Source organism: Colwellia piezophila ATCC BAA-637, assembly GCF_000378625.1.
Lineage (GTDB): Bacteria > Pseudomonadota > Gammaproteobacteria > Enterobacterales > Alteromonadaceae > Colwellia > Colwellia piezophila.
Genome location: NZ_KB905160.1, coordinates 239,475 through 252,752 on the forward strand (window position 1 = coordinate 239,475; position 13,278 = coordinate 252,752).

Annotated in this window: 9 protein-coding genes and 1 pseudogene; 8 read left to right on the top strand and 2 right to left on the bottom strand. The window is 39.7% G+C overall.

Going from position 1 to position 13,278, the window contains the following annotated elements:
• Positions 1 to 53: 53 nt before the first annotated feature.
• Both F580_RS0101130 and F580_RS0101135 read left to right on the top strand, forming a co-directional pair.
• A complete protein-coding gene (locus F580_RS0101130; RefSeq protein WP_019025858.1) occupies positions 54 to 2,261 on the top strand; it encodes a patatin-like phospholipase family protein in 2,208 nt (735 codons plus the stop codon).
• A gap of 143 nt (positions 2,262 to 2,404) precedes the next feature.
• On the top strand, positions 2,405 to 3,319 hold the full coding sequence (locus F580_RS0101135; protein WP_019025859.1) for a D-hexose-6-phosphate mutarotase: 915 nt from the start codon (positions 2,405 to 2,407) through the stop codon (positions 3,317 to 3,319).
• A gap of 37 nt (positions 3,320 to 3,356) precedes the next feature.
• Here the strand turns inward: F580_RS0101135 and mutH are convergent, their stop codons facing one another.
• Positions 3,357 to 4,046, bottom strand: a complete 690-nt coding sequence (gene mutH, locus F580_RS0101140) for a DNA mismatch repair endonuclease MutH (RefSeq protein ID WP_019025860.1) — start codon at positions 4,044 to 4,046, stop codon at positions 3,357 to 3,359.
• Positions 4,047 to 4,176: 130 nt separating this feature from the next.
• Here mutH and rppH point away from each other — a divergent pair, with 130 nt between their 5' ends.
• The 6 genes from rppH (at position 4,177) to F580_RS0101170 (ending at position 12,681) form a co-directional block, all read left to right on the top strand.
• Entirely contained in the window at positions 4,177 to 4,692 is a 516-nt protein-coding gene (gene rppH, locus F580_RS0101145) for an RNA pyrophosphohydrolase (RefSeq protein ID WP_019025861.1), read from the top strand.
• A 138-nt stretch (positions 4,693 to 4,830) separates the two neighbouring features.
• Positions 4,831 to 7,170, top strand: a complete 2,340-nt coding sequence (gene ptsP, locus F580_RS0101150; RefSeq protein WP_019025862.1) for a phosphoenolpyruvate--protein phosphotransferase — start codon at positions 4,831 to 4,833, stop codon at positions 7,168 to 7,170.
• A gap of 109 nt (positions 7,171 to 7,279) precedes the next feature.
• Entirely contained in the window at positions 7,280 to 8,152 is an 873-nt protein-coding gene (locus F580_RS0101155) for a sulfite exporter TauE/SafE family protein (protein ID WP_019025863.1), read from the top strand.
• A 153-nt stretch (positions 8,153 to 8,305) separates the two neighbouring features.
• Positions 8,306 to 9,199, top strand: a complete 894-nt coding sequence (gene lgt / locus F580_RS0101160; RefSeq protein WP_019025864.1) for a prolipoprotein diacylglyceryl transferase — start codon at positions 8,306 to 8,308, stop codon at positions 9,197 to 9,199.
• A complete protein-coding gene (locus tag F580_RS0101165) occupies positions 9,199 to 10,050 on the top strand; it encodes a thymidylate synthase (protein ID WP_019025865.1) in 852 nt (283 codons plus the stop codon). Before lgt ends, F580_RS0101165 begins: the two co-directional genes overlap by 1 nt.
• A gap of 126 nt (positions 10,051 to 10,176) precedes the next feature.
• A complete protein-coding gene (locus F580_RS0101170) occupies positions 10,177 to 12,681 on the top strand; it encodes a bifunctional diguanylate cyclase/phosphodiesterase (protein WP_040356707.1) in 2,505 nt (834 codons plus the stop codon).
• A gap of 63 nt (positions 12,682 to 12,744) precedes the next feature.
• On the opposite strand, the pseudogene F580_RS25825 reads toward F580_RS0101170, so the two are convergent.
• A pseudogene (locus tag F580_RS25825) lies at positions 12,745 to 13,270 on the bottom strand (aldehyde dehydrogenase family protein); the annotation flags it as partial.
• Positions 13,271 to 13,278: the final 8 nt, after the last annotated feature.

Below are 13,278 nucleotides of genomic sequence, written 5' to 3' on the forward strand. Positions count from 1 at the left end.
CATTATCATTGTGCTACTTCTAAACTTAACTGATTCTTTTTAAGTAACTATTTATGCGCTTTGCTCTTTTATTATTGCTCTTTGTTAAGCTGTGTAGCTTGGCTGTCCCTGTTCATGCCCGAGACAAAATTGGCCTAGTATTAAGTGGCGGCGGTGCTAAAGGCTCGGCCCATATTGGTGTGCTAAAAATACTAGAACAAAACAATATCCCCATCGATTATGTTGTTGGTACCAGTATTGGTGCTTATGTGGGGGGCATGTACGCGTTAGGTTATGACGTTGAGGAAATTGAAAAAATTATGCTGACGCTGCCTTGGGATAATGGCTTTTCAGACTTTATTCCCAGAGAATCTTTATCTTATGTCAACAAACAACATAGAGATAGATACAACTTATCCATCAGGTTGGGCTACAGTGATGGTGGATTTAAGGTACCGCACGGTTTGTTACTCGGTCAAAGCGCTTATCAAATACTACAACGCTCAACTGATACCGTGAGCTCTTTTGTTAGTTTTGATGACTTAGCTATTCCCTATAGAGCTGTCGCTTCAGATATTGCCACAGCACAAATGGTTGTACTCGACTCAGGTAGTATTAACCAAGCAATGAAAGCGTCCGCGTCAGTACCTGGTATTGTCGCGGCGGTTGAAATTGATGGCCGAATGTTAGTCGATGGTGGCATTACCAATAATATGCCGATTGATGTCGTTAAAAAAATGGGCGCGGATATTGTTATTGCTGTCGATATTGGCTCACCCTTAGCAAGGAAAAGTGAGCTCACCAGTACAGTGTCAGTGCTAAATCAGCTGTCTACCATTCTTACCAACAACACCAGTTTGACGCAAAAGGCATTACTGAGTGATAAAGACATATTATTACGGCCTGCCATTGATGAGTTAAGTACTACTGATTGGGCGGTTATGCCTGAAGCTTTGAAGTTGGGCGAACAAGAAGCTAGTGCACAATTACCAGCATTAATGAAGTTAGCAATCAGTGATGTTGAATACCAAGCCTATAAGCAAAAAAAACGTGTTAAGGCTAACCAATGGTTTGCCGAGTTACCTAATAAAATCATTCAAATACAATTTAAAAACAACTCGAAAGTGGAGAATGATATTATTTCGCTGCACTTTGCTGTTGAGTTGGGTAAAGGGCTGAGTAAGGATGAATTAGATTTAGCCATTGATAGGGTTTATGCCCTTGATAAATTTGAACAAGTCACTGTTGAGTTTAACGACACAGAGCAGGGACGTATTTTAACCTTACACACAAAAGCAAAGTCTTGGGGCCCAAACTATTTCGACTTTGGTTTTAATTTAAAAACTGACTTTGCCAACAGGGCTATCGTCTCACTTAATATGTCTTATATGATGACAGATGTTACCGATAATGGTGGTCGTTGGTTGAATGAAGCAAAAGCTGGTTGGGAAACTTTACTTGCTACTGAATTCTATCAACCGTTAACTAAGTCGCATGACTTCTATAGTCGTGCCAGAGTTTCCTATGTTCAAGATAAGTGGGAAAAAACTAAAACCCGCCCAGAGCTGAGTAATGATTATTACCTGGGGATTTTAGCTCTAGGTTATAACTATTCATTTAATGGCATTCTAGAGGTGGGTGGTTTAGCCCAAACAGGAAATCTCTCTTTTGTTGCGCTTGCGGGAGGTGATTCTGACTACAACTCCTATGGCGGCTTCGTAAAATTTGGCTATGACACGCTAAATAGTATCAACTTCCCGACCCAAGGCAATAAACTCTCAATGAAAGTGCAGTGGCTCAATGATGAATATTCATCACAGCTAAGCGTTGCAGATACCGATAAATCGGTAGTGTTGAACCTTGATTGGCGTGGTGCTTTTGGTTTTAGGAGTCATACGTTTGTTGGTATAGCTTCTTTAGCCACCGTTGAAAATGAAGAGGCGTTTAGCGTGCATGTTACCGAGTTAGGCGGCTTTTTAAACCTATCAGGCTATCAAGAAGATGCACTCATCGGTGTTCATAAAGTATTTGTTGCCGTTGTTTATCAATATGATTTAGGTCGTGAAATGCCAGCAGAAGGCGGTTTACCTGTTTATTTAGGTGTCAGTGCTGAAGCCGGTAATATTTGGCAAGTTAACGAAACGGTGAAATACAGTGATTTAATTCACTCAGGTAGTATTTATTTAGGTACCGATACCAGTTTTGGTCCGGCGGTCTTTGGTATTGGTTTTGCATCAGGCGGTAAGTCTTCAGTGTTTTTATCAATAGGTAAAAACTTTTAAAAGCTAACATCAAAGGCTGTGGTTTTAGGCCGCTGTAATATTTTATGCTTTCAAACATAACAGCCTTTTTATAGAATTTACGGTCGTTAGCATCTGGCTAAACTTCCCCATATTAAATCAACTGAACCTAAGTAGTTAATTTCATGACCGAAAAATTATTAGATAACGATTTTGCTCAAGTTACCACCATGACATTAAGCCAAGGCACTCTTTCTCAAAGTAATAGTGAACCTCTTGAAGGTCTGAGTATTTCTCATGCTCATTGTAAAGCAAAGGTCAGCTTGTATGGTGGACAGGTATTGAGTTTTAAACCAACAGGTCAGCAAGAAGTGTTATGGCTCAGCGAGCAAGCAAGTTATCAAAGCGGTAAAGCGATTCGTGGTGGTATACCACTGTGTTGGCCGTGGTTTGGTGAAAATGATAAACAAGCCGAAGATGACAAGTCAGTAAAACATGGCTTTGCTAGGCAACTTCCATGGCAATTAGCCGAGGTAAAGGCCGATGAAGATGGCGTTACGCTTATTTTGATTTTAAAGGGTGAAAAACAGCACAGGCTTTGGCCGAACGCCTATGTTTTAAGACAAACGCTGTTTTTTGGTAAAAGCCTCAAACAAACCTTAGCGATGAGCAACTTGTCTCAAGAGGATGCGCATTACTCAGCAGCTTTACATAGTTACTTTCGCGTCAGTAATCCAGGTCATGTCAATATCGATACGTTAACAGGGCTTAATTATGATGATAAATTATCGTCTAGCTCAAGTATTCAGCAACGGGCGGTAAGTTGTATTGGTGAAATAGATCGTGTTTATCATAGCGGCGCAGCAATGAGCATTGTTGATGCTCAATGGCAGCGTAAAATAGAGATTAGCAGTGATAATTGCCAACAGTGGGTATTATGGAATCCAGGCGCGGAGCTCGCTAATACTATGACGGACATTCACCCGGGTGGTGAACAAGAGTATGTTTGTTTAGAAGCGGCAAATACAAAGTGGCACGTTATTCCTGCTGGCGAAACTGTAATTATTTCTCAAGAAATAACAGTTAGCACGTTAGGGTAGTTGATTAGTCTAGTGTTAGTCATTGCTTAGTTGGATTTTAGTTAATCCTTAAGTAACGGTGTAATAAGCTTTGAGTAAAGTTAATTTTCAGATAAAAACCACGTGGTAAGGTCATAAACGGTTTACCGTTTTTATCAAAGGCTTGGGTTTTTACTTTGCTGTTGGCCGCTTTCGGTCTTAACTGCATCACTTGACCATGTTTGCCATGAATATTCTCAACTTCACCTAGTACTATCATATCGGTCAGTTCTTGCCAGTCTTGCGCTAATAGCGCTTCCTCTTCTGCATTAGGTGACCATAAAAAAGGCGTGCCAACTAAGCGCTCAGCTATCGGCAAATCTTTCGGTGTAATCACAGGTACCCACAGAACCTTTGCTAATTTTTTGCGCACATAACAATTATGCCAATTGATGCCAACAAGCCCAGTTAAGGGGGCAACGCTGACAAACGTAGTCTCGAGGGGTTTTGCTTGTTCATTGATGGGTAATGATTTTAATTCAATGCCTAAGTGGGGGAAGTCTGGCTCAGGTCTTGAGCCCGCACTCGCGCCTAACACATGCTCAAGTAACAAACCTATCCAACCTTTATTACGGGTTAAATCTTTTGGCACGCTAATACCTGCTTTCGCGGCTATTTCCCCTAAGGTCAAGCCGGCTAGATGTTGCGCGCGTTGCATCAGTTCTTGTTCAGAAGAAGGAATGTTCATATTTGAAGCAGAATTAACCATGAAATATTTTCTTACTAGAGTTAACCATCATTATCATGGATTTACTAAAAAAATCAAAGTAATCATTTGCTCCACTGACGTTAATATGGTTGAATTGATGTAAGAATTTTATATATTGTCAGGAGTTCCTGTGATCGATGCCGAAGGCTATCGCGCCAACGTCGGCATAGTAATAATTAATGACAGGGGACAAGTATTTTGGGCAAGACGGTTTGGACAACATTCATGGCAATATCCACAAGGTGGTGTTGATGAAGGTGAATCGGCTGAGCAAACCATGTATCGAGAGTTATATGAAGAGGTTGGCTTAAAACCCGAACACGTGAAAATTGTTGCTTCAACCAAGCACTGGCTAAAATATAGATTACCAAAGCGCTACATTAGGCATGACTCTAAACCCGTTTGCATTGGTCAAAAGCAAAAGTGGTTTTTATTAAAGCTAACCGCAGCTGAATCATCAGTTGATTTACTACACACCTCGCATCCTGAATTTGATGATTGGCGTTGGGTTAGTTATTGGTATCCGGTCAGGCAGGTAGTGTCTTTTAAACGAGATGTTTATCGTAAGGTCATGAAAGAGTTTGCTAGCTTTGCTTTACCGTTAACGTATGAAAGGCGGCCTGAACGTCGAAAACGTCGTGCTTAGTCTCAATAAACTTAATTATTACTATGATTTTCGATTAGCGCTAAAATCCAATAGCCCACTTTATTGTGGGTTATTTTTTTCTCAACTTTTATTTATGGTAAACAAGCAATATTTAGTAATCAGTAAATAAGGAATTTAATGTTAACTACCCTACGTCGAATAGTGTTGGAATTTAGCCAAGAGGCTGAGCTGCAAATTGCGCTAGAACGTATGGTATATCATGTTAAAAAAGCGATGGAAACAGATTGTTGCTCGATCTATCTTGCCGATTACCAGCAACAACATTTTATCTTAATGGCTTCCGATGGTTTAGCTAAAACCTCACTTGGGCAAAGTTTTGTCGGTTTTTCTGAAGGTTTAATTGGCTTAGTTGGTCAACGCGAGGAGCCTCTCAATATTGCCAATGCTAAGCACCACCAACACTTTATTCACGCACCTGAAATTGAAGAAGAAGCCTTTAATGCCTTTTTAGGTACGCCAATTATTCATCAACGTAAAGTCTTGGGGATTCTGGCTATCCAACAAAAGCAGTCGCGTCATTTTACCGAAGATGATGAAGCCTTTTTAGTGACGCTATCAGCGCAGTTAGCTGGCGCTTTAGCGAATGCAGAAATAAAAAACATACTCAATCAGCACCAAGAGCAAAGCTCAGGCACCAAACAACTGCAAGGTATTGCAGGCTCTCCTGGTTTTGCGTTAAGTGAAATTGTCGTTTGCCAACCGCGAGCAGACCTTGGGGCAGTATCATTAAAAAAATCCACTGATAGTCAAGAGCAACTTTTACGCTTTGAACAAGCTCTTGAGAAAACTCAATTAGAATTTAACGCGCTAAGTAGTCAATTAAGCGAACACATTGATGATGACAGCTTAGCTATTTTTGACGTCTATAATCAATTATTAGCCCAAGCCAATTTAGGCCAAGAAGTTGGTGCTAAAATAGCACAAGGTTGGCGTGCAGATAGTGCTTTAAAATTAGTGATAGATCACTATATCAGCCAATTTGAAGCCATTGAAGACAGTTACTTTCGAGAGCGTGCTAGTGATATTCGCGATTTAGGCACACGTTTATTGGTTAACATTCAACAACAAACTCAAGAAGAGCTGGCATTACCCACGGAGTTTATTTTGTTAGCGCAAGATATTAGTGCTTCGATGGTCGCTCAATACCAGCACCTAGGGTTGTCAGGCATTATTTCGTTGTCAGGCTCTAATAATTCCCACGCCGCTATTTTAGCGCGGGCTCTAGGCTTGCCTGCTATTATGGGCGTTAATGCACAAGTACTGAATCAATTGCATCAACAACAGGCTATTATTGATGGTTACAGTGGTGAGCTATTCATCAACCCCAGTGATACTTTAATACAAGAATACCAATATTTATTAAATCAAGAAAAAGCACTTACCGATAAAGTCTTGGCGGTAGCGCAGTTACCCTGCATCACACAAGATGGTCGAGCCATTGAAGTGTTACTTAATGCCGGACTATCGGCAGGCTTTGAACATACCGCCCAACTTGGTGCCTTGGGCATTGGCTTATACCGCACAGAAATACCTTTTATGAACCGGCACTGTTTTCCCACAGAGCAAGAGCAAACACAGCTATACCGGAAGGTACTGCAAGTTTTCCCTAAGCATGGTGTAACCATGCGCACCTTAGATGTTGGCGGCGATAAATCATTACCTTACTTTCCTATTAATGAAGAAAACCCCTTTTTAGGTTGGCGTGGCATTCGAATCACCTTAGATCACCCAGAAATATTTTTAGTGCAAGTCCGCGCTATGTTACGTGCTAATCAAGGCTTAAATAATCTTGAAATTATGTTACCCATGATTTCAAATGTTGAAGAAGTTGATGACGCTATTCGCTTAATTAATCAGGCCTTCTTTGAGCTCAAAGCCGAGCTTAAGGCGGAGGTCGTGGCTAATAACGATGACGTGGCGTTAACCTTGTCTGAAATTCACCTTAAAGCAGATGTTGCTGCACGACAGTTAGTACGACCTAAAATAGGTATCATGCTGGAAGTTCCCTCGGTTATTTTTCAGATGGAAGCGTTAGCGAATCGGGTGGATTTCTTTTCGGTGGGCAGCAATGATTTAACGCAGTATTTATTAGCGGTCGATAGAAATAATAGCCAAGTTGCGAATTTGTACGATGCTTTTCATCCGGCAGTATTAAAAGCCTTATATAGTCTTGCTCTGCAAGCCGCAGAGCAATTAACGCCGATTAGTTTATGTGGAGAGTTAGCTTCAAAGCCTGCAGGCGCAATTTTATTGTTGGCTATGGGTTATGACAAAATTAGTATGAACGGTCATAACGTGCCACATATTAAATGGGTTATTCGCCATATAACGTTTGAGCAAGCGACCGTTATTTTGGCTGAAGTATTAACGTTAACGACCACTAAACAAGTCCATAGTTATTTAAATGAGCAACTAGAGTCGTTAGGTTTAGGTGGTTTTATTCGCGCGGGTTGTTAGTTTGTGCCTGGCACTTTTTTCAGGGTAAACGTTCAGGGAAAACGTTCAGGGCTAATGTTTAATGCGTTAATTCTCAAGGTAAGTGACTGGGTTTAGCTGACCCACGTCAATGGTAAATATCAAGTTAGGTCGTGTTGCTAGCTTGGCAAGTACAATCATTTTTAGGAGCGATTTTTCGTTAAGTAGTATGATGTTAACTGTATTGATTTCTTGTCTCGTCTTAGGCAGCCTAGTGGGATTTTTGGCCGGGCTTTTGGGTATAGGTGGAGGTCTTATTATTGTGCCTGCGCTGGTTTATTTATTGCCTTTGGTCGGTGTAAACCATGAAATAGTCATGCCTATGGCACTCGGGACTTCTTTAGGGGCAATAGTTATTACCTCAAGCAGTGCTGCCTACGCTCACCATCGTAAAAAAAATATTCCTTGGTCATTAGCAAAGCCCTTAATGACCTTAGTGGCAGTTGGCGCTTTGTTAGGTGCTTTTATTGCCGACTCGCTGTCGAGTGAAGTGTTAACTGTTTTCTTTTCTATTGTGGTGGTTTTATTGGCTGTTTACATGTTACTTTCGGTTAATGCTTCAAAAACAAGGTCACTGCCTGCCACCTATGTTCTACAATCAATCAGCTTTGTCACTGGCATTATTGCCAGCTTAATGGGCATTGCGGGTGGGGCTATTTTAGTGCCAATGCTAAGTTATTTCGGCGTATCGGTACGTCATAGTATTGGCATCGCAACGGCCTGTGGTGTAATGGTGGCCTTATTTGGCTCGCTTGGTTACATTATAACCGGCTTTAATTTATCGGGCCTGCCTGATTGGAGCTTAGGATATATTTACTTACCGGCATTATTGGCTATTGTCATCAGCTCGTCAGTATTTGCGCCAATCGGGGTGAAATATGCCAGTAAATTACCGGTAAAAACCTTGAAGAAATTCTTTGCGGGCTTCCTTATTTGTGTGGCGATAAAAATGTTGTTCGGCTAATTAATTTCAGTGTTGTGGCGTTCAATGCAGTACTTTAAAGCTAACCTTTTAGCCATAACAGGGTATAATCTCGACCAACAACTAAATAGTTTTACTTTTCGAATACTTAACCTTCTACTTTTTAACTCTCAACCTTGAGAAAACGGACAAGCAATGACAGATAAGTTTTTACAATTCCCGGTAATAGACCCAATCATTTTTAGCATTGGCCCAGTATCATTACGTTGGTATGGCACCATGTACTTAATTGGCTTCTTAGCCGCCATGTTTATGGCAAACAAGGCGGCGGATAGAAGCAATGGCTTATGGACACGTGAGCAAGTCAGTGACTTATTGTTTTATGCTTTCTTGGGGGTTATTCTAGGTGGTCGTGTGGGTTATGTACTGTTTTATCAGTTCGATTACTTTCTATCTGACCCTTTATATTTACTGGAAATATGGCAAGGCGGCATGTCTTTTCACGGCGGTTTCCTCGGCGTTATTTTAGCGGCCTTTATTTTCGCCCGTAAAACCAATAAATCCTTTTTAGCGGTCGGCGACTTTGTCGTGCCTCTGGTGCCTATTGGTTTAGGTATGGGCCGTTTAGGTAACTTTATTAATAGCGAGCTTTGGGGGCGTCAAACTGATGTGCCATGGGCAATGGTATTCCCAACAGATCCATTACAAGTACCACGTCATCCATCACAGCTGTATGAATTTGCCCTCGAAGGTGTGGTTTTATTTATCATCATGTTAGTGATTATTCGTAAACCGCGCAGTTTGGGACTTGCCACAGGCAGCTTTTTTATTGGTTACGGAGTTTTTAGAAGTTTCGTTGAGTTCTTCCGTGAGCCTGATGCCCATCTTGGTTTGTATTTCTCCTTTATCTCTAAAGGACAAATCTTAAGTATTCCGATGATACTCATTGGCATGTTCATCATCTATTGGGGTTACAACCAGCAGCAAAAGTCGGCCATTAAAAACAGTAAAAAAATAATCGGAACGAGTGATAAGTCGACCAGTAAAACCGCTAGTTCATCAAAAAAAACGGCCAAAGGAAATAACTAATGCGTGCTTATTTAGATTTATGTCAACGTCTTATTGACCAAGGTACTTGGGTTGAAAATGAGCGTACAGGTAAGCGCTGTTTAACCGTGATCAATGCTGATTTAGAATATAACGTTGGCGATAATCAGTTCCCATTAATTACCACCCGGAAAAGCTTTTTTAAATCAGCGATTGCTGAGTTTATTGGCTATATTCGTGGTTATGATAATGCCAGTGACTTTCGTAAGTTGGGCACTAAAACTTGGGATGCCAATGCGAACTTAAATGAGGCTTGGCTTAATAATTCACACCGTAAAGGTGATGATGATATGGGCCGAGTGTACGGAGTTCAAGCTCGTGCTTGGGCAAAGCCTGATGGCGGCACTATTGACCAATTGAAAAAAATTGTTGATAACCTTAAAAAGGGTATTGATGATCGTGCTGAAATTATGACTTTTTACAATCCCGGTGAATTTCACCTGGGTTGTTTAAGGCCTTGTATGCATACCCATAATTTTTCTTTACTTGGTGATACTCTACACCTAACCAGCTTTCAGCGTTCATGTGATGTGCCGCTAGGGCTTAACTTTAACCAAGTACAAGTATTTACCTTTTTAGCATTAATGGCGCAAATTACCGGTAAAAAAGCCGGCATGGCTTATCACAAAATAGTAAACGCGCACATTTATGAAGACCAGCTAGATTTGATGAAAAACGTACAGTTAAAGCGTGAGCCATTGGCATTACCTAAACTTATCATCAACCCTGAAATCAAATCATTAGAAGATTTAGAAACTTGGGTAACGATGGATGATTTCAAAGTAGAAGGTTATGAGTGTCACGACGCGATTAAGTATCCATTTTCCGTGTAAGGTTTAATTGTTTTTTCGACAAAATAAAGACTAGGGTTACTTCATAATAAGTGACCCTATTTATTTTACGACTACACTGCTAATCAGCCATTCAAGCTGCTTTATCCATTGAATATGAGTGATGAAATGCACATAGTTCATGATAAAAAATTACTTACGTTAATCAAGGTTATACCGCCAGTCCTAGTGACAATGTTTGCCTGCATAGCGATATCTATTGTGATTAATCATAATAGAGCACAGCTTAGCGGTGACATTGAAAGTTTGCAGCAAAACTTTATTGCCGCTGAAAAAGACATGATTAAGATACAGGTTGAGCAACTTGTGCAGCAAATTTCTTATGAAAGAAACAGTACCGAAGCGCTATTAAAAAAAGATATTAAAGATCATATCTATCAGGCTCATAGCATAGCTACTAGTATCTATGAAAACAATCAACACCAATCAGCGCAAGAAATTAAAACGTTAATTACCACAGCGTTGAGGAATATTCGCTTTAATGACGGACGTGGCTATTTCTTTATTTATAGCCTTGAGGGGCAGAGTATATTGCACCCGGTGTTACCCCAGATGGAAGGAACTTCAAAAGCTGACTTTCAAGACAGTCGAGGTAATTACATTGTCCGAGACCTAGGGACATTGGCTAAACAGCATGGTGAATCTTTTTATCACTGGTGGTTTGTTAAGCCTGAGGATAAAAGCCAAGAATTTGAGAAGATTGGTTTTGGTAAGTACTTTGCCCCTTATGATTGGTTTATTGGTACAGGAGAGTATTTGATTGATGTTGAAAATGATATAAAACAACGTTTAATAAAGCGGATTTCCAAAATAAATTTTGGCGTAAATGGCTATATTTTTTTGTTAGATTATCAGGGCAATGTGCTTTCTCATTTTAATAAAGACTTTCAAGACACCAATTTACTAACGAATTCTGATAAGCAGATTGTTAAGGTAACTCAGCAATTAATAGCTATCGCTAAACGCGGCGAAGGTTATTTAGAGTATCTTAGCCCCATAATGCCAAGTACCGGAAAACCCGGGGATAAAATTAGTTTTGTCAGTGGATTCCCCGAATGGAATTGGGCGATTGGTACAGGATTTTATAAAAGTGAAACAGATAAATACTTAGCTAACAGAGAGCTAACTATTGCTCAAGAAAATCAAAGCCAGTTATGGACCCTACTTGGTTTAAGTTTTATTGTTACTATATTTTTTGTCAGCTTGTCACTTATATTGACTAAATATTTGTCTAGACGTTTTAACTTGTATGAACAGCGAATCAATGATGACTTTAATGAGTTAAATAAAGTTAAATTGCAGTCTCAGTACCAAGCATTACATGATGCTTTAACAAAGTTACCCAATCGAATGCTGTTAGATGAACAAATATCACAAGGGATCAAGTTATCCCAAAAAAATAACAAAAACCTTGCTGTGATGTTTGTTGATTTGGATGATTTTAAGAAAACTAATGATCTTCATGGTCATTCAGTAGGTGATAACTTACTTGAGGTACTAGGCGAAGAGTTTAGAAAAATACTTAACAAGTCCGATAGTGTTGCGCGCTTTGGTGGTGATGAGTTTATTTTTTGCTTTCCAAACCTCAGTGATAAAGCTGCAGCACAACAAAAGGTTGCTGAGATACAACAAATATTTGCTCAAGAATTTATTATTAAAGGTAAGTCTATCTACTCTAGTTGTAGTGTTGGCGTTGCTATGTATCCGAGTGATGGTGATGTTGCCGAAGAGCTAATCAGTAAAGCAGACATTGTGCTTTATAAGTCTAAATCATTACAAAAAGGGCGGTCATTATTTTTTAATGAGAGTATTAATAAGCAAGTAAAACGTGACTTTCTTATTGAATCAGAGCTTAGATTAGCGTTATCAGGACAAGAATTCTCCGTTGTATATCAACCGCAAATAAATGTCGAAAGTGGCAAAATAGTTGGGGTTGAAGCGCTTATTCGCTGGCACAATAAAGTACTAGGTCATGTGTCTCCGGTAGAGTTTATTCAAATAGCTGAAGATATAGGTATTATTAATGACATAGGGCGTTTTGTTATAGAAAAGGCCTTGCAGGATATCTTGCAGTTTAACCTTGGTAACGTTTACGAGCTGGAGTTATCTCTTAATATTTCGCCAAAGCAACTACTCGAAGCGGATTTTGCTGAGCAGATGATAGAAATTATTGAAAAGTTTGCTTTCAAGGCAAACTTAGTGACTTTAGAAATTACTGAAAATATTTTCATTTCTGACTTAAATAAAGTACAGCCTATTTTAAATCGTCTGAGAGACTACGGCTTTAAGCTATCGTTAGACGATTTTGGCACGGGTTACTCATCTTTAAGTTATTTGAGTAATTTACCCATGAATGAAATAAAAATTGACCGGTCTTTTATTGATAAATTGTTAATCAGCAGCCAAAGTGAATTATTAGTGAAAAGCATCATTACTATTGGCCAGTTTTATAATTTAACTGTTGTCGCAGAAGGTGTTGAAACTAAAGAACAATTTGAACGATTAAAATACTATAACTGTGATTTGATTCAGGGTTATTACTTCGATCGCCCTCTCTCCATTGTCAAGTTAAGTGAGAAGTATTCCAATGAAGGCATTCTGTTAGCAAAGTAAATAATTACGGCAGCCATTGTTACCTCGTCTTGATATATACCCGTTCTACTTGAAGATGCATTTTTAAGTTGAACGGGTATAGGTGACCATTTTTAATGGCAGGCCGCTCTCAACAGGTGTCATTACTTTGCCCTGTGCTAAAACCGTTTTTGCTTTTGAAAACGTTAAAAAACCTTCTTTGCCATGATAATGGCCCATATTTGAATCACCAATACCGCCAAAAGGTGCATCGTTAGCATAAACGTGCAAATGGTATCGTTAATATAAACGCCACCAGAGTGAGTCTTATCAAGCCGCAGTTGTTGCGTTGTTTTGTCAAAGCTCATGATATATAAAGGGAGTGGGCGACATTGATGTACTCAATAACCTTATCTACATCCTGATACGGCATTATTGGCAATAACGGAGCAAAAATCTCCTCCTCCATTAATTGCATATCATCAGTTACTTGGGTGATTAATTGCGTGGCAAGTAAGCGAGATGAACGGTTAATTTCTTCCCAACTTGCTGAAACCACCTTCGCACCTTTATCAATTGCATCATCAAGCCAATAAAGTAATGGCTTGTCCTGTGCATCATTAATAATATTGTATGTAC